Source organism: Dyadobacter sp. CY323, from assembly GCF_021390245.1.
Taxonomy (GTDB): domain Bacteria; phylum Bacteroidota; class Bacteroidia; order Cytophagales; family Spirosomataceae; genus Dyadobacter.
The window spans coordinates 154683-172134 of the sequence record NZ_JAJUXH010000018.1 but is presented as its reverse complement, the minus strand read 5'-3'; the positions used below and the strand labels follow the sequence as shown (position 1 = coordinate 172134).

The following is a 17452-nucleotide window of genomic DNA, read 5'->3' as shown; positions in this document are numbered from 1 at the left end:
TGATATTACGATCTGCATATTGTTGGCAAACCGTACTACGTAAACAAAATAATGGCTCTGACAGTCCAAATGAAGTGCTATACATTTGGTTAGTGTAGCAGCAATATTTAAACTGAATACTGGCCAATCTTCAACAAACTGCCTAATTCGGATACTGAGTCAGATTTGGCATGATCGACAATTCTGTTGTGGGGACGGGCCAGTACTCGTGCGTGCCTTTTACAAAACCTTTCTTTTTGAGCTTTTCCTCTTGCAACCCCCAACGCGCCAGGTCATAAAAGCGGTGGCCTTCGTAAAGCAGCTCAACCCGGCGCTCATCGCGGATGATGTTTCTGAGCGCGGCCTGTGCGGTCTCTGTAACCGGCGCGATTTTCGCACGTTTGCGGATCATATTCAATGGAACCAGGGCCTCTGCCGATTTGCCGGATTCATTCAGGGCTTCTGCATAATTGAGCAACACTTCCCCGTAACGGATTACCGGATAGTTCACATCGAAAGCATCGACCTGCGCCATATCTTTTCCTTCCGGTAAAAATTTGCGGACCGAAGCATTGTTAAAATATTCCGTCCGCATCGGCACTGAAGGAAAAGGTTTTGCACCCTTACCGTCCGTATCGATCATATCTGCCGGAGTTGCACCTACGATCAGGACTGATTTACGCCGGATATCGCCAGGTTTAAAAAGCGTTTTCGATTCTTCGCTCGGAGTGTACCAGTTGGCCCAGCCAATGTTCGGGCTCCACATCGCGGCAATGGAATTTTCAGTCAGATCTGTCCAATAACCGGGTGCGAAAGAAACTGCCTGGAACTCGAAAAGTGCTTCCGGGCTGTTTTCATTTTTCCCATTGAACAAGGAAATAAAATCCTCCGCAAGCTGATAACGCCCCAGATCAACGACTTGTTTGCTCGTAGTGGCAGCCAGTTCCCATTTGTTTTGATATAAATAAATGCGGCCCAGAAATCCTATTGCGGCACCTTTGGTCACGTGTCCGACCGGATTGCTGTCTGCGACGGGCAGGTCCGGAATAGCGGCATTCAGGTCGTCTTCGATCTGTTTGTAAACAGCCGCTTTGTCGGTTCTGGCAAGCTGCACATATTCGTCTCTTGTGAGCACTTTCGTAAATAATGGAATATCGCCGAATGTGATCGTCAGATTCCAGTAGTACAACGCCCGCAGGAATTTCGCCTCGGCCGCATATTGCTTTTTCAACTGTTCGTCCATTGGTACCGCTCCGATTCTTTCCAGGAAAGTGTTCGCACGGGCCACGGCCTTATACGCGTCGAACCAGCGGGCGCGTGAAAAGGGATTGTCAGGAACCCACCTGAAATCGCTCGCATTCTTGAAATGGAAACCATAATCTCCCGTGTCTCCTGTTTTTTCATCAATATCATCAGAAGGACAGCTGCCTAAAACAAACACCGATTCACGGTAGACGCCTTTTTGACTGATGCCGTCATACACCGCTGTCAGCGCCTGCAATGCATCCACTTCGTCCTTGAAGAAGTTGCTCTCGGCCACACCGTTTCTGTATTCTTTTGTCAGGAAATCTTCGCTGCATCCCAATAAGAAGCATGCGGATAATATGGGAAGTAAATGTCTGTATTTCATTTTTGTTAAAATTTTTTGACCTAAAAATCAAGTTTTAAACCTGCTGAAATAGTCCGTGGCTGTGGATAAATATCATTGTAGATCCCGGCAGCGGCACTTTTGTTATCGTCCAGACCAACTTCCGGATCGATCCCTTTAAACTTGGTGAGCACAAATGCGTTTTGTACAGATATATAAACCCGGGCGCCTGAAAGTCGGATCTTCTTGAATGCTTCAGACCTTATGTTATAGCCCAGCTGCACGTTCCGCAGGCGCATGTAAGATCCGTTTTCGATCAGGTGAGTCGCTACCTGCGTATTCAGGTTAGGGTCGCTGAGGATCGGGCGGGGAATATCGTTGCTTGTTCCGGGGCCGCTCCACGCATTCACTGCGGTTACGCTTTTGTTCAAAGACCGGCCGGAAGCTTCCGTTGTCGTGCGGTTGAGGTTCATGATATCATTGCCGGCGAGACCAAAAAACTGCATACTGAAATCGAAATCTCCGAAAGTAAGCTCTCCGCCAAATCCGTAAGTAAATTTCGGCGTAGGGTTTCCAATGATCGTTTTATCACTATTATTAATCCTTCCATCGCCATTTAGATCCCGGTATTTGAAATCGCCCGGCGCAGTGTTGATATTTTGAAATGGAGATCCAATGGAGCCGTCGGCAGAATTGGCTGCATTTACCTCCTCCTGAGTCTGGTAAAGTCCGTCGGAGATGAGCCCGTAAAACACGCCAAGCGGCTGTCCTTCCCGGATCAATGTAATTCCTCCCGAACCCGAATAATCCAGCGGGTAGATATCGGCGCTGCCACCGAGTGATTTAACGATATTATTAAAGGTGGTTAAATTTCCAAAAACACTGTATTTCACCTTCGCGCCGCCACCACGATATCCTGCATTGAATTCAAAACCTTTGCTCGTCAGATTTCCTGCGTTCTGCACGATTTCCTTCAAGCCCGACACACCCGGAAGATTCTGGGTAAGCAGCATATTCGTGCGGGTACGGTTGAAATATTCGGCAGATAACGTCAGGCTATTGTTTAGCAAGCCGCCTTCCAATGCCACATTATATTCCGTAACCGTTTCCCATTGAATGTTCGGATTAGCCAGGTCGCTCAGCGCTGCCCCGAGTGTGGAGTTACCCGATTGGTTTCCAAAAGCATAATTGGATCCCGTCACAATGCGCGCCAGATACATAAAGTTACCGATCGCATCGGAACCTACCTGTCCCCAGCCCGTACGAAGCTTTAAATCTGTGAGGAAGTTGTTTTTTGGAAAAAATGTTTCCTCCGAAACCCGCCAGCCTGCGGATACGGCCGGGAATACCCCAAACTTCCTGTTGGTACCGAACTTGGAAGAACCGTCGCGGCGGACTGTGGCCGTAAGCAGATACTTATCAGCAAAATCATAATTGAACCGACCAAAAACGGAAGCTAACGACTCTTCTCCAAAGTTGGTTTCGGTGTTCAAAGCGGTCGCACCCTGGCTGTTGATTTCCTTGAATGGAGCTCACCGAGCAGGAGTTGCTCGACGAATGGGGCCGCGAATTTCTGGCTGAAAGCCGCCGGCGGACTGATCTTATCCGTTTTGATAAATTCACAAAAGGTACCTGGTGGGATAAGAAACCCGATGCGGATGACCACACCAACATCATGCCGATCGGACAGTCTGTTCTGCTGGTTTCGCCTCAGCTTGTCCAAAATCCCGGATATTAAACACAGTATTTTCTATTCCTAACCCTTTTTAGATATTTAAGTGAACTTGATAAAAGCAACCAGTAAGTAAAACATGGAAAAATCAAGAAGAAGGTTTATACGATCTGCCTCGGCGGTCGCGGCAGGCGCGAGTCTGAGTTCCCTAATCCCCTCGGTTGTATCTGCCTTTCCCAACCTTTCACCGGCCGCAGACGTGATTCGTGTCGGGGCGATCGGGGTTAATGGAATGGGATGGTCGGACCTTACCGCCATTTTAAAAAATCCCGGCGTTGAATGCGTGGCGCTTTGCGATGTGGATAAAAATGTCCTGGATAAGCGCGTCAAAGAACTCGACGCGAAAGGAATGAAAGTCAAAACTTACTCGGATTACCGCCAGTTACTGGCCGACAAATCCATAGACGCGGTCATTATCGGAGCTCCCGATCATTGGCATTGCCTGATGATGGTGGAAGCATGTCAGGCAGGAAAAGATGTGTATGTCGAAAAACCGATCGGCAATTCGATCGCTGAATGCCGTAGCATGGTAGCCGCCCAAAAACAGTCGGGCCGGGTGGTGCAGGTAGGGCAGTGGCAGAGAAGCCAGAAACATTTCCGCGATGCCATCGCGTTTGTGCATTCCGGCAAGTTGGGTAAAATGCGGCTTGTGAAAGTTTGGTCTTACTTCGCCTGGGTAAACCCGATCGTAAAACTTCCGGATGCCAATCCGCCCGCCGGTGTGGATTACGATATGTGGCTTGGACCGGCTCAAAAACGACCATTTAATCCAAACCGTTTTCATTTCAATTTCCGTTGGTTTTGGGATTATGCAGGCGGACTGATGACCGACTGGGGCGTGCATTTGCTGGATTATGCATTACTCGGCATGAAGGCTGATACGCCCAAAAGTGTGATGGCGGCCGGAGGCAAATTTGCTTCCCCGGATTCAGGAGCCGAAACGCCCGATACCCTCACAACGGTATACGAATTCGAAGACTTCAACATTCAATGGGAACATGCGATGGGAATTGATGACGGACCTTACGGAAGACAACATGGCATTGCATTTATTGGTACCAACGGCACGCTGGTCGTGGACCGCGACGGGTGGGAAGTGATTCCGGAAGGCAAGAGAATGGAGGCGGTGGCATTGCAGACGAAACAGGATAATGGACTGGATCTTCACGCCAAAAACTTTATAGAAGTAGTCAGGTCACGAAAGTTGGAAGATTTGAATGCACCCGTTAAAGTTGGCGCGGACATCGCCATCTTCGCACAAATGGGAAACATCGCTTACCGGACGGGCAAAAAATTGAATTGGGACAAAGAGAAAGGAAAGTTCGACGACAGCGAGGCTAATAAGCTCATTACCAAGGAATACTTTAATGGATACAAGCTGCCGGTCGTCTAATCTGTCGGCCGGACGGAAGTCTGATGAAACTTCTTTCTGTAAGCCAGCGGGGGCATGTGACTGAACTTGGTGAATTGCCTGTAAAAGAACGGGAGACTTTCGTAGCCGCAGGCATAGCTGATCTGGGCCACCTGCATATCGGTCTCGATCAGCAGCTTGCAGGCCATATTGACCCTGTATTCGTTGAGAAAAGTAAAAAACGGCTTGTGAATGATCCTGCTGAAGAACCGGGAAAAGGATTCTTCGTTCATATGGACGAGGCTGGCGATGGTGTTCAGGGTGATCTTCTTGTCATAATGTTTTCGGACGTAATTATAGACAAGGTTGATCCGCTGGTTGTCTTCGTAGTTGATGGGGTAAATAAAACCTTGTTCACAAAGCAGCTGTTTTTCCTCGGCCTCCGCGAGGAGATCGAGTATTTCCAGCAGCTGCATCAGTTTTTTGAAGGGGGACAGATCGAGCAACCGGAGCATCATTTCCTGTATCTGGTTTGATACCGGTTGTTTAAAACGGGTACCCTGGCTCGCCAGCTGCAACAACCGGCGGATATGGTTAAATTCCGGATTCGCCACCCAGCCTGCGCCCAGGAACTGTTCCTGCCATTGGATCACGATGGCACGTGCGACCTTGTGATCGTTATAATTGTTTTTCCAGCAATGGGGGAGGTTGGGGCCCAGTAATACCAGGTCGCCTTCGCCAAAGTTTTCAATGTTATTGCCAACATACCGGACCCCCTGGCTATTCAGAATTAAGGTCAGCTCAAACTCGGGATGATAATGCCACGGAGCATCAAATTCATCAACTTCATGAAGAAATACCTTGAATGAATTTTCAGGCAATGGTCTGACTTGTTCAAAATGGGCTTTCATGGTGAATTTATTTACCAATAACTTATTATGGCATAATGTACTCGAAAAGAATGAAATATAACACAAAATAGGTTACTAATTGATCAACTTAGGCAATTTACTGCGACGTATTTCAGCAGATATTTACACTGTTTTAACTGCATTAGATAATCCAATTATAGAATAATGAACGTACAAGCCAATGATCTGTCGCGGTATCACGAAATGATATCCGATCTTTTTAAACAACCTGCTACGGCACAGGAATGGGACCAGTACAAACTTTCTGAGCAACAGGTCCGCTTCTTTAATGAAAACGGCTACCTTTCCAACATCAAACTCCTGGAACCGTGGCAGGTGGATATCCTCAACGAGGAGCTGGCCGTGAGTACGGAGCCAGGATATCCGGGACACGAACTTTTTTATGAGTTTCATTCCAACGAATCTGCCGATCCCAATGCGGTATTATTACACGCGCTGGGTGCCTGGCGGGTTACCAGGGGCTTTCATGATGTATTATGGAACCCGGCATTTGTGATGGCAGCGAGCCAGTTGCTGGGCAACAGCCCCATCCGGTTCTGGCATGACCAGCTGTTTTGCAAGCCTGCCAAACATGGCGGCGTGGTGGCCTGGCACCAGGATTATTCGTACTGGACGCGCACGGTGGATATGGCACATCTTACCTGCTGGACAGGGCTGGACGATGCAAGTGTAGAAAACGGCTGCCTGTATTACGTACCGGGAAGCCATAACTGGGGGCTGCTTGAAAAGCCTGAAATTGCTGGTGAGATGGACGGCCTGATGGATTTCCTGACCGAAGAGCAGAAAGCGGAATTTAAGCCGGTACCGATAGAAATGAAACGGGGATATGCGACATTCCATCATCCGCTCATGGTGCATGGCTCCTATGAAAACAGATCCGAGCGATCCAGGAGAGCTTTTGTGCTGAACGTCTTCAAAGACGGGACCATATCGGATACCAATGACGAATTACTGGCGGGAGTGCCGGTCATTGCCAAAGGAGAAAAGATGCAGGGCCGGTTTTTTCCCTTATTGTATTCCGGCGATCACTAAAATCTAACATTCAAAAAAAGCTGTCCTATGTTTATACATTGTAAAGCGGCCGTGGCAGATGGCCTTGGAAATTTCAACATTGAAGAAATTGAAATCCAGGAACCGGACGACGATGAAGTGATCGTAAAAATGAAAGCGGCCGGGCTGTGCCATACCGACTTTGATTCATTAAGCTGGGGGAAGCCGATTGTGATGGGGCACGAGGGCGCCGGGATCGTTCATAAAACCGGGAAGGATGTAACTGGCGTTGCCGCCGGCGATCACGTGATCATGAACTGGGCCACTCCCTGCGGCCATTGTTTTCAGTGCCTGGAAGGGAATGAACATATCTGCGAGATCAATTCTCCGGTAGTTGCAGGAGGAAACGGATACACGCCCGGACATGCCCATCTCGCAGGTACCACCTGGAACGGTCAGCCGATCGAACGCTCATTTAATCTGGGCACCTTGTCTGAATATGTCCTGGTAAAAGCCCTGGCTGTTGTCAAAAATCCTTCCGCGAGTATGTCCTTTCCGGCTGCGAGTATCATCAGCTGCGGGGTCATGACGGGATATGGTTCGGTGGTAAATGCAGCAAAGGTAAAACCCGGTTCCTCTGTTGCCGTATTGGGTACAGGAGGTGTAGGGCTCAATGTGATTCAGGGTGCAAAAGTTGCGGGAGCATCGGTGATCATCGCAGTTGACGTGAATCCGCAAAGGCTGGAAGCAGCAGTAGCTTTCGGAGCGACCCATACAATTCTGGCAGATAGAGAGGACAAAGGCCTCATGCGGGCTGCAAAACGTGTAAAAGCACTTTGCAATGGCAGGGGCGCGGACTACGCTTTTGAGTGTACCGCCATTCCGGAGCTGGGTGCGGCGCCGCTGGCCATGGTGCGGAATGCAGGCACTGCGGTACAGGTAAGCGGTATCGAGCAGGAAATTACCATCGATATGAATCTTTTTGAATGGGATAAGATCTACATCAACCCATTATACGGAAAATGCCGCCCGCAAATTGATTTTCCCCAAATCGTTGCACACTATGAAAACGGTGCAATGCTGCTCGAAGAAATGGTAACCCGGACTTACCCGCTTTCCGGGCTGGGGCAAGCCTTTGATGATTTGTTAAACGGCAGAAATGCCAAAGGAGTGATTGTTTTTGAATAATCTATTTGTATGTCCCGATTCAGAACCGCAGAGATTTCCGACCCCAGATTTGAAAAAGACCATTTAAGGTTCATCACAGTAAAAAGCCCGCATTTGAAAGGGAGGGGCGATATTTGCGTGTTTGCTCCGCCCGATCTCGGGGATGCACAATCGGTGCCCGTCATTATTTTGCTGCATGGGGTATATGGAAGCGCCTGGTCCTGGGCTTATGGTACGGGCGTCCATATCCGCGCTATGGGAATGATTAAAGGCGGAGAGATCCCACCCGTGATCATCGCCATGCCTTCCGATGGGCTTTGGGGAGACGGTTCGGCGTATCTTCCTCACCACCAATGTGATTTTGAGAAATGGATCGCTGAGGATGTGTGTGATGTGCTGGCGGAAAAAATCGTAGGGGTGGATAACGACTCACCGTTTTTTCTGGGTGGCTTGTCGATGGGTGGTTTCGGTGCACTCCGGATCGGGGCCAAATACGGGAATCGTTTCAGCGGCATTGCGGCACATTCTTCCATTACCAGGCTGGAACAAATGGAGCTGTTCGTGGTAGAAAGCCTGGACAACTACCGCCAGGAAGATCAGGTCGATGAAGATGTGCTGAGCACATTTATCCGGTATCGTGAGAACCTGCCACCTATACGTTTCGACTGCGGCACCTCCGATCAGTTGATCGAACATAACCGGGCCCTGCACCGGGAAATGGAAAAGTTTGGTATCCCGCATGAGTATGCTGAGCATTCGGGCGGACACGAATGGAGCTACTGGGAAAAGCATGTGATCGAGAGTATCCGGTTTTTTGTCGCGCAGCTTCCGGCTTAATAGTGAGTTATCCCGCTCCGAATGCGAGAACGAGTCTGAGGAATATCCAACTCACCCATACTGCTGAAAAACTCGTGTTGACCTGCATAACCGAGTAATTTTTCAGCTTTCTCCACACTGATCACCGAATCCTCTGTAACATATTTCAAAGCTTGCTTGCTTAGCCTTCCCCCAACACCAAGGTAGGATCCAACAAAAACAAAAAACGCAACGATCGGCATCGGAATGAAAACAAATGCCTTACTCCCTGATTTTTGCTTCAAAATTTCGCCAAATACACTCTTTAAATCATAGGTGATTTTATCAGCCACATTAAAAATATGCGTCCCCGGGGCTGACTGGGCGAAACATTTCACAACCATTTCACTAAGATTTCCTATGTGCGTCATACTGGCTCTTGAACTTAGCTTGCGGGGTAAAATCATCTTTCCGTTTCTAACTAATCCAAGGATTCGGGGAAGCAACACCCGGTCACCGCGACCGTAAACAGCCCTGGGCCTTAAAATGTACACAGAATTAATCCCGGATGCTCGAACCACCTCTTCGGCCAGCAACTTGCTCTGCCCATATAAAGAAAGGTGGTTATTCATGTGAGCATCCTGTTCAAATTTCACTGTTCCGTCAGCAAAATCATAAACGGATGCCGACGATATGAAAATCAGTAAGTTACAATGGCGAACAGCACGTAAAAGATTTTCGGTTGCCTTTACATTGTGATTGTCGAATTGTTCTTTGGAGGCCTTGTCGTCGGCCAAGCCTGCACAGTGAATGCAAACATCACAATCTTGATCGGGAATGTCTGCGCTCAAATCCTGTTGAAAATATGTTACATTAATATACGGGTCAAATTTATTGGTAAATGACCTTCCGGTTGCCCAAATTTCACTGCGCCCGTCAGCTGCTAGCATTTCAACAAGATTGCCTCCAATAAATCCGGATGCTCCTGTAACGAGAATCTTCATCGGTTTTCAGCAGTCAATTGTTGCACCAGCTGCTTCCGATCTATTTTTGCTTGTCTGCCGGAATGCGGTATGGGCCTAAAAATGATCCTGTCGGGCAGTGCTTCTTTATCAATGGAATATTTGCCAGTAATGAGCTGCTTCATAACCATAGTTTCATTTAGCTTTTCTTCGCCATCGATCACGAGAATAATGTCTTCATCGGCCTTTTCATCATTATAAATCCCGACCATAACAGCCTCTTTGACCCCATCTATCTTATGTATCGTAGGCTCGTAAAGACCTGGGTAAATGTTGAAGTTGCCCCGAATCATCATGTATTTTTTTCGACCCAAAAGGATAAGCCGCCCAAGATCGTCGATTTTGCCTATATCACCGGTAAAATGAAGATCCTGTGTCTTTTCCATCTGCCAGTAATGCGAATAAATCTGATCCGATTGGATACAAATTTCACCGTCGTCTGCAATGGATAACTGTACGTTTGGTAATGGCTTGCCTACCAAATCACCCTCCGTCGTATCTGCCAGCTTCCGGCGCCCGTCCTGGATGGTAACCAGCAAATTCTCGGTCATGCCATACATGCAGGTAATTTTCAATGTATCAGATAAATGGACGAGTTTCGACAGAAATGGATTATATATCGGTGCAGAGCCTAGATAAATATTTCTGACACAATCCGGAAATTTAGACGCCTTTTGATTCAGGTAATTAATGATGGGTATAAAATCGCTGGGCGGACCAAACAAAGTAGTGATATTCCGCTCAATGATAAAGCGAATTTTTGACGCAGGATCCATTTTATTGTCCCACAGGTAAACCTTAATCCCGGCATTGATTCCCAAAAGTGCATAATGTGGCAAATGCGTCGCCAGTATCTCATCCTTGTTGTCAAGAAGTAATTTTGTCAGATGTTTAATGCTGTTGGACAAGCCAGAATAGTGGTGAACAACTCCTTTCGGCTCACTTAACGTTCCACTCGTATATGTAATCAAAAAATCACTTTTTTCCTCGATAGGTGTAAAATCTGGGGTAGGGGCTTGTCCTTTGATCAATCGGGCAACCTTCTTATGTTTTTGAAACAATGGCAGCCAGGTACCTGTGGTAAATAGCTGACAGTTTTTGATTCTCGGAAAGGACGGAACCGTTTTATTCAGTCTCAGCACTGCAAATTTGAGCACGGGATGCTCATTCAGCAGGATCAGCTTGCTATCGACAAATGCGTGATCGGGAGCGAATTGTTTTAATTTCTGCAAATAATTTTCACGACCCATTTCAGGATCTATGATGGAAATGATCGTTCCTACCATCATGTTGGCATACATCACCTGCAAAAACTCAATCCCCGGCTTTACGGCCATCACCACTTTATCACCTTTGTTCACGCCGCTGTCGTGTAATGCGGTTGCCAGCGAATAAGCAGAGTTCAGCAATAATCCGGCTGTGATCGACTTGCCTCCCTCATACAGTATAATGTCGGACTCAATGCGATTCCTTAATGCTTCTACAAAATAATTGGTATAATGTGTCATATTACCATTCCACTAATTGAACTGATAAACTTACTCCCGCTCCAAGACCCAGAAGCATTAATTTATCGCCTTTCGTTAATTTTCCTGCCTCAATGGCTTCATTTAACGCCAGTGGAATGGTTGCGGCAGCCGTGTTTCCATATTTGCCAAATGTATTAACAAACCTGGACGCCGGAATACCACTATATCTTGCGATCTGATCGGTGGTGGTCGAAGAAATCTGATGAGATACCACGCAATCTATATCGCCACGCCTCCAACCTGACTCATTCAGACATTCATTCACGAATTTCGGGCCCTCATCTTCAAATATCTTCTTTAATCCTCTGGAATCACTTTGGAAATAATATTTATCATAGTCACGGTAAGCCATTGAACCGCCGCCTTCCACCGTGCAAAGCTGCCAGTATTCACCCCAGGACCTGAATTTTTGATACACAATTTCACTGCCGTTTTTACCCAATAGCATGGCAGCCCCTGCATCTCCCAGGCTATATCCGGAAATACACTTTCTTAATTCCTCACTGGTCTGTGGCGAGTAATTGACTACCTCACCCAGTTTTTCCCCGCAAACGACCAGGATATTTTCGTACATACCTGCCTCTATAAACGCAGACGAAACTTGAATGGCAGACACAAAACTGTTGCAGGCATTTTTGATGTCCATAACCGGGCACGTGAGTCCAAGTTTGCCTTGAATAATGTTGGCTGTCGCAGGCTCAATAAGGTCGGAGGAGGCTGCGGCAAAGATCAAAAGATCAATCACAGTATCTCTGTTTGCATTAATAACCGACTGTGCGGCCTGGCTGGCCAGGTCACTCACCTGCATATCATCCGAAGCAATCCTGCGGGTACGGCTCCCGAAAAGCTTTTCTAAAAAACCCTGATCTATTTTTTTGCCTTCGAACCTGATCTTGTCCTCAATTTGCTGGTTATATACCACATTTTCAGGTAAATAGGCCGACACATATTTGATTGATGCCTTTTTCATGGCTTCACATTTAAGACCCAATTCCATAAAGGTTTTGTCAGCCAGTTAAAGCCGTTGAAACCTTTTACAAACTCAACAGTCGCCCCCAGTGCGTGTTCCACAAATTTGATGTTATAATTTTTCAATGCTTCCCGATAATATAACTTCGGATCGCTCACACCGATCTGCTCAAAAAATGTCTTTTGTACGTAAAGAGTGCGCATGAAGTAGACATTCAGCATGACCATAATGCTATATGAGCTGGCCTTAAAAAAACCGGCGTTTTGCGTAAACTTTTTTAGCCAGGTCTCCGTGTAAAAAATATGTCTGCCTTCCTCAATGTGATGCAGTTCCGACGATTTCCGCATCACGGAATATACCTTTTCGTCCTTTCTGATGTGTTTTGCATAGATATCGGCCATTAATTCAATGGACAATACAGACATAAAAACCAGTGAGGACGGAAGCCATTTGACTGTGAAATTTCCAAGAAATTGATGCAGCCGGGTTGGCATTACCGGCTTTCGGTCGAGTTTGCGGATCGCCATTCCAAACATCTCCTGATGCCTGAATTCTTCTATGATTTCCCGGATTAAAAAGCGGTATTCAACGGAATCCGGATTTAAAGTCAGGAGGTGACGGTTGAAAAAATAACAGGCAAGAGTTTCGGACCAGGCATAAGAATACATGACCTGCACCACTTCCAGCTTGCCTATTTCAATTTGCTGTGCTCTGGAAAGCGTGTTCCACAAGGTATGTCCTTCAAGGGAAACCAGCTTTTCAGGCATAAACAACGTGTCCTGATCCGGCTCGTCCTCCCAAGGAATATAGGTTTCCGGCAGTAAAGGTTTCTCTTTGCTAAGTTGAATCATGCGCTCAACATGCCCTTCAAAGGTGACAGAATCCATCTCGTTCATGTTTATCAGTTTATTCACCCGCTTTTTATGATTAACCTTAATGCGGGGGCCATTATCAATTTCATTCATGTTCTAACTTACAATCAAACTACACTTGTTTAAAATTGAATTTCAGACAATCGCAGCCCGGTCAATAATTTATTACTAAAATGAACCAACATCCATTGATGAAGTCCCATATTCCGCAAAATGTTTTGGAAGGGACAGGTTTTAGAAGTGCTTTTTAAGAAAATCTGCTTTTTGCTTTTTCTAAACTTACCGTTTCACGACCTCGCCCCGTACCTTCTGCTTCACCCGTCGAACGGAAATTTCCAAACACTTACATTAGTTAATTCCAAGGTGGTCTTTTTTTTGAGACCATTAACAGGCTGTAATTCCAGAGTTTTTTGGCGATAAAAACAAAAAGTCCCCTCAACTTTTGCGTTGAAGGGACTTTGTACCCAGAGCCGAACAAGTGTCGAACCGATTCCCAGATGACTATTTTAACCAGTTGTAAATTAGCCAGTTGTAATTAGAGTGTATACGGATGATAGTAAATGATTGGAGTACGCTAATACCGTGGTTAAAATGAAAAATGATTTAGCGAACATTCAAATGTCCGGTATCGGACATTAACCTAGAAGTATAGTAAATCTAAATATCACTCAATCAATGTGTTGTTATCCCTTTGCATTTCTGGCTCGACATTTTAATCAGCAAAAGTAGAAGTTTTAAAAACAAATTGCCGGCCTAAAAAAGCCCGCCGCGACTACTGGTGGGAAGTGCTGGGATTTTCAAACCCAGATATATCAGGCGAACACATGAAGCCAGCCAATGGGACAATGGCCATTCTTCTCATCCTTTATCCGGTATTGATATGCTAAAAAATTATCTAAAAATCGCGTTCAGGAACCTTACTAAAAATAGAGGTTATTCGGCCATAAACATTGGTGGCCTGGGTCTGGGGATGGCTGTGGCAATGCTGATCGGGTTGTGGATTCACGATGAATTTGCTTTCGACAGGTACCACAAGAATTATGATCGCATTGCCAAGGTCATGCAGAAAGGTGCTTTTAATAATGAGATCTTTTACGGCGAGTACATGCCTGCGCCGATGGGAAAAGAGCTTGGTTTAAAGTTTGCGGACGATTTTGAATACGTCATCATGTCGTCCTGGAACAGTGAGCATATCCTGGCTTACGGCGACAGGAAATTTACCAGAAAGGGCAATTACCTGAGCGCCGAAGCACCTCACATGTTTTCTCTGAACATGAAACAAGGCACACGAGCCGGGCTTAAAGATCAGAATTCCATTATGTTGTCAGCGTCTGTTGCGCAGGCATTGTTCGGGACAGAGAATCCGATGGACAAGATCGTGAAGCTGGATAATCGCATGAACCTCAGGGTTACAGGTGTTTACGAGGATCTTCCTAATAACACCGAGTTCAGGGATCTTTCATTTATCGCGCCATGGAGTTTGTATGTTGCGACGCAAAATTGGGTAAAAACGGCCGTTGAAAACGATGAATGGAATAACAATTCGTGGCAGACACTGGTACAGATCAGTCCCAACTCAAACGTTGAAACGGTTTCAGAAAAGATCCGGAATTTAAAGCTGGAACATGCTCCCGAGGCAGCATTTTATAAACCCGAGATCTTCCTCCAACCCATGCAAAAATGGCATTTGTATAGTGGCTGGGACAAAGCCGGGAACCTCGACGGACGGATCCAGTACGTGTGGCTGTTTGGCATCATCGGAGTCTTTGTGCTGCTTCTCGCGTCCATTAACTTCATGAACCTGAGTACGGCCCGCTCGGAGAAACGTGCCAAGGAAGTAGGCATTCGCAAAGCGGTCGGATCGTACCGCACGCAGCTCATCAACCAGTTTTTTACAGAATCACTGATGGTTGTGGCCCTGGCTTTCGTGCTTTCCATATTGCTGGTCATCGTCATTTTGCCTTTTTTCAATGAGGTAGCAGACAAAAAAATAGCTTTTCCGTTCGATAATGCCTGGTTTTGGTTGTCAGGGGTTGCATTTACGCTGATAACCGGCATTTTCTCCGGGATATATCCTGCCATTTACCTCTCGTCTTTTCAGCCCGTAAAAGTTTTGAAAGGAATCATCAATGTAGGCCGTTATGCCGCAGTTCCACGCAAGGTGCTTGTCGTGTTGCAATTCACCGTTTCGGTTACCCTTATCATTGGGACCATTATTGTTTTCAAGCAAATCCAGCATGCCAAAAACCGGCCTATTGGTTATGATCGTAGCGGGCTGATTACCGTTAACATGAATACGCCCGAACTGTATGGGCATTACAATGCATTAAGAAGTGATTTGCTCAAAACCGGCGCGGTAGTAAATATGTCCACTTCGTCAACGCCGACAACGGATATGAACTCTTCCAATGGCGGATTTGACTGGGAAGGAAAGGATCCGAATTTCAAGGAAAACTTCGGAACGATTGCAGTGAGCCATGATTTTGGTAAAACCGTCGGCTGGGAATTTATTGAGGGACGCGATTTGTCGAGAGAATTTGCCACGGACTCATCGGGAATGGTGCTTAATGAAAAGGCTGTGAAATACATGGGCCTGAAACATCCCTCTGAAATCGTCGGTAAGATCATGAAGTGGCAGGGGAAGCCATTTACCGTGGTAGGCGTAATTAAGGATATGGTAATGGGTTCGCCCTTTGAGCCGGTTTATCCTACGGTATTCATGCTCGACTACAACTGGGCCAATGTCATTAACATCAAGCTGAACCCGCACCAATCGGCCACCAGTTCACTGGCAAAAGTCGGGACCGTTTTCAGGAACTTCAACCCCGGAAGCCCTTTTGATTATAAGTTCACCGATCAGCAATATGCACTCAAATTTGCAACGGAAGAACGCATTGCCAGGCTTGCAGCCGCATTTGCAATCCTGGCTGTTTTAATCAGTTGCCTCGGATTATTCGGGTTAGCTTCCTTTACGGCTGAGCAGCGCACCAAGGAAATAGGGGTCCGGAAAGTATTGGGAGCGTCCGTGGCAAATCTCTGGGCATTACTCTCTGGCGATTTTGTGAAACTGGTGATTTTATCCTGCGTGATTTCGGCACCTGTTGCCTATTATTTCCTGAGTGCCTGGCTTTTAAAATACGAATACCGTACCGAAATGTCGTGGTGGGTTTTCGCCGCTGCGGCATCGGGTGCAATGCTGATTACCATGCTTACTGTGAGTTACCAGGCAATTAAGGCAGCGCTGCTGGACCCTGTGAAGAGTTTAAAAAGTGAGTAATTAATTGTATACGGATGATAGTAATTGATTGGAGTACGCTAATTCCGTGGTTAAAATGAAAAATGGTCAGTCTCTTCGTTAATTGCATACGTTATGTAGCATAGCAACTATGGAAGTTGAAATAGATTGCTTAACTAATCGATATTGCTTCATAGTCCGCAATAACGGTACGGTTTGTTGAAAATCATTTTGGAAACTTATATTTACGGATCGATCAACGGCATTACCACGTCCCAAGAAATAAATGTTACTCCATGAATGAGCAGGCTATTGAAGAAATTGAAAGTTCAGAAGGGTCAAAATACCATGTACCGAACCTGGAAAGGGCTTTGCAGCTGCTGGAACTCCTTGTTCAGTTTCCAACGGGCCTGGGCATCACGGAGATCAGTAACAAATTACAATTTCCTAAAAATAGTACGTTCCGGATCGCGACTACCCTGCTCAATTTCGGTTACCTCAACCGGGACGAAAGTTCTAAGGCATTTACTGTTTCCGGGAAATTACTTTCGCTTGGATACGCTGCCGTAAGTGATCAGAATTTGGTTGAAAAATCGCTCGACATATTAAGGGAATTGAGGGATGAAGTGAAAGAAACCGTTTTGATGGGCGTGCTGCTCAACCGGGAAGGCATTGTTTTGGAACAGATACCCGGACTGCACTCTTTCAAATTCTGGGTGGATATCGGCACCCGGTTCTGGATGCATACTGCTGCTCCGAGCAAAGCAATGATGGCTTTCTTGCCGGAGGCTACCCGAAACCAGATCTGCGCAGAGCTCGAATTTCGAAGGTTCACCAACCGCACGATTGTTACGCTGGCGGATTTCAACAATGTGCTGGACGTCGTAAAAGAAAAAGGTTTCTCCATTGATCTGGGCGAGGAAGTAGACGGAATGCATTGCGTCGGCGCCCCGGTTTTCGACAGAAATGGCTACCCGATTGCAGCAATCTGGATCACGGGCCCTGCCGACCGTTTACCTGCCGACTCCTTTGAACACACAGGTAATGTGATAAAGGAACATGCCCAACGAATCTCTCAAAGGCTCGGTTACTACGTAGCCTGATACACCTAGGACTACACAACGCATCATTATAATAATCAGGCGCATGCCCGTTACACCCGGCAAGCGTCTGATTATTTTTTTGGAAATCTCAACTGTTGAACGTTCAGGGGTTTTCTGGACCCGAGATCATCGATCAAGGATCTATTCGTGTTATATTTTTATTTTTTGATAAAAAAATTCAATACTC

General features: G+C 46.5%; 14 protein-coding genes. 7 read left to right on the top strand and 7 right to left on the bottom strand.

Annotation, left to right across the window (positions count from 1 at the left end; translation table 11 throughout):
- Positions 1-142: 142 nt before the first annotated feature.
- Together LZG72_RS22245 and LZG72_RS22240 are read right to left on the bottom strand one after the other, a co-directional pair.
- On the bottom strand, positions 143-1609 hold the full coding sequence (locus LZG72_RS22245) for a RagB/SusD family nutrient uptake outer membrane protein (protein ID WP_233877268.1): 1467 nt from the start codon (positions 1607-1609) through the stop codon (positions 143-145).
- A gap of 20 nt (positions 1610-1629) precedes the next feature.
- Positions 1630-3084, bottom strand: coding sequence for a SusC/RagA family TonB-linked outer membrane protein (locus tag LZG72_RS22240; protein ID WP_310590568.1), 1455 nt, complete (start codon positions 3082-3084; stop codon positions 1630-1632).
- An 8-nt stretch (positions 3085-3092) separates the two neighbouring features.
- On the opposite strand from LZG72_RS22240, the gene LZG72_RS22235 reads away from it, so the two are divergent.
- Positions 3093-3305 carry a RagB/SusD family nutrient uptake outer membrane protein gene (locus LZG72_RS22235; RefSeq protein WP_233877264.1) on the top strand — a complete coding sequence of 71 codons (213 nt, stop codon included), beginning with the start codon at positions 3093-3095 and terminating at the stop codon, positions 3303-3305.
- A 73-nt stretch (positions 3306-3378) separates the two neighbouring features.
- Complete coding sequence (locus tag LZG72_RS22230) at positions 3379-4692, top strand: Gfo/Idh/MocA family protein (protein ID WP_233877262.1); 1314 nt, start codon at positions 3379-3381, stop codon at positions 4690-4692.
- Here LZG72_RS22230 and LZG72_RS22225 read toward each other — a convergent pair.
- Positions 4689-5561 (bottom strand): AraC family transcriptional regulator, encoded by an 873-nt coding sequence (locus LZG72_RS22225; RefSeq protein ID WP_233877260.1) that lies wholly within the window; start codon positions 5559-5561, stop codon positions 4689-4691. The two genes, LZG72_RS22230 and LZG72_RS22225, sit on opposite strands and share 4 nt — an antisense overlap.
- 165 nt (positions 5562-5726) lie before the next feature.
- Here LZG72_RS22225 and LZG72_RS22220 point away from each other — a divergent pair, with 165 nt between their 5' ends.
- From LZG72_RS22220 to LZG72_RS22210, 3 genes are read left to right on the top strand one after another with little or no spacing between them, the layout of a single operon-like run.
- Entirely contained in the window at positions 5727-6614 is an 888-nt protein-coding gene (locus LZG72_RS22220; protein WP_233877258.1) for a phytanoyl-CoA dioxygenase family protein, read from the top strand.
- Between the two features lie 27 nt (positions 6615-6641).
- Complete coding sequence (locus LZG72_RS22215; RefSeq protein WP_233877256.1) at positions 6642-7760, top strand: Zn-dependent alcohol dehydrogenase; 1119 nt, start codon at positions 6642-6644, stop codon at positions 7758-7760.
- Positions 7761-7769: 9 nt separating this feature from the next.
- Positions 7770-8576 (top strand): alpha/beta hydrolase family protein, encoded by an 807-nt coding sequence (locus LZG72_RS22210; RefSeq protein WP_233877254.1) that lies wholly within the window; start codon positions 7770-7772, stop codon positions 8574-8576.
- Here the strand turns inward: LZG72_RS22210 and LZG72_RS22205 are convergent.
- Genes LZG72_RS22205 through LZG72_RS22190 form a run of 4 tightly spaced genes read right to left on the bottom strand, consistent with a single transcriptional unit; the run spans position 8573 to position 12942 of the window.
- Positions 8573-9538, bottom strand: coding sequence for an NAD(P)-dependent oxidoreductase (locus LZG72_RS22205; protein ID WP_255701094.1), 966 nt, complete (start codon positions 9536-9538; stop codon positions 8573-8575). The genes LZG72_RS22210 and LZG72_RS22205 overlap by 4 nt on opposite strands.
- The gene (locus tag LZG72_RS22200) at positions 9535-11064 is read right to left on the bottom strand and encodes a class I adenylate-forming enzyme family protein (RefSeq protein ID WP_233877252.1); all 1530 of its coding nucleotides are present in this window, start codon (positions 11062-11064) and stop codon (positions 9535-9537) included. The genes LZG72_RS22205 and LZG72_RS22200 overlap by 4 nt, the downstream gene beginning before the upstream one ends.
- Before the next feature lies 1 nt (position 11065).
- A complete protein-coding gene (locus LZG72_RS22195; RefSeq protein ID WP_233877250.1) occupies positions 11066-12055 on the bottom strand; it encodes a 3-oxoacyl-ACP synthase III family protein in 990 nt (329 codons plus the stop codon).
- The gene (locus tag LZG72_RS22190; protein ID WP_233877248.1) at positions 12052-12942 is read right to left on the bottom strand and encodes a diiron oxygenase; all 891 of its coding nucleotides are present in this window, start codon (positions 12940-12942) and stop codon (positions 12052-12054) included. The genes LZG72_RS22195 and LZG72_RS22190 overlap by 4 nt, the downstream gene beginning before the upstream one ends.
- Before the next feature lie 865 nt (positions 12943-13807).
- On the opposite strand from LZG72_RS22190, the gene LZG72_RS22185 reads away from it, so the two are divergent.
- Entirely contained in the window at positions 13808-16204 is a 2397-nt protein-coding gene (locus LZG72_RS22185) for an ABC transporter permease (protein WP_233877246.1), read from the top strand.
- Positions 16205-16458: 254 nt separating this feature from the next.
- Entirely contained in the window at positions 16459-17265 is an 807-nt protein-coding gene (locus LZG72_RS22180; protein ID WP_233877244.1) for an IclR family transcriptional regulator, read from the top strand.
- Positions 17266-17452: the final 187 nt, after the last annotated feature.

What these genes read in the sequence shown, in the direction of transcription:
- LZG72_RS22245 (WP_233877268.1), bottom strand. Translation starts at nt 1,609, where the DNA reads ATGAAATACAGACATTTACTTCCCATATTATCCGCATGCTTCTTATTG.
- LZG72_RS22235 (WP_233877264.1), top strand. Translation starts at nt 3,093, where the DNA reads ATGGAGCTCACCGAGCAGGAGTTGCTCGACGAATGGGGCCGCGAATTT.
- LZG72_RS22230 (WP_233877262.1), top strand. Translation starts at nt 3,379, where the DNA reads ATGGAAAAATCAAGAAGAAGGTTTATACGATCTGCCTCGGCGGTCGCG.
- LZG72_RS22225 (WP_233877260.1), bottom strand. Translation starts at nt 5,561, where the DNA reads ATGAAAGCCCATTTTGAACAAGTCAGACCATTGCCTGAAAATTCATTC.
- LZG72_RS22220 (WP_233877258.1), top strand. Translation starts at nt 5,727, where the DNA reads ATGAACGTACAAGCCAATGATCTGTCGCGGTATCACGAAATGATATCC.
- LZG72_RS22215 (WP_233877256.1), top strand. Translation starts at nt 6,642, where the DNA reads ATGTTTATACATTGTAAAGCGGCCGTGGCAGATGGCCTTGGAAATTTC.
- LZG72_RS22210 (WP_233877254.1), top strand. Translation starts at nt 7,770, where the DNA reads ATGTCCCGATTCAGAACCGCAGAGATTTCCGACCCCAGATTTGAAAAA.
- LZG72_RS22205 (WP_255701094.1), bottom strand. Translation starts at nt 9,538, where the DNA reads ATGAAGATTCTCGTTACAGGAGCATCCGGATTTATTGGAGGCAATCTT.
- LZG72_RS22200 (WP_233877252.1), bottom strand. Translation starts at nt 11,064, where the DNA reads ATGACACATTATACCAATTATTTTGTAGAAGCATTAAGGAATCGCATT.
- LZG72_RS22195 (WP_233877250.1), bottom strand. Translation starts at nt 12,055, where the DNA reads ATGAAAAAGGCATCAATCAAATATGTGTCGGCCTATTTACCTGAAAAT.
- LZG72_RS22190 (WP_233877248.1), bottom strand. Translation starts at nt 12,942, where the DNA reads ATGGATTCTGTCACCTTTGAAGGGCATGTTGAGCGCATGATTCAACTT.
- LZG72_RS22185 (WP_233877246.1), top strand. Translation starts at nt 13,808, where the DNA reads ATGCTAAAAAATTATCTAAAAATCGCGTTCAGGAACCTTACTAAAAAT.
- LZG72_RS22180 (WP_233877244.1), top strand. Translation starts at nt 16,459, where the DNA reads ATGAATGAGCAGGCTATTGAAGAAATTGAAAGTTCAGAAGGGTCAAAA.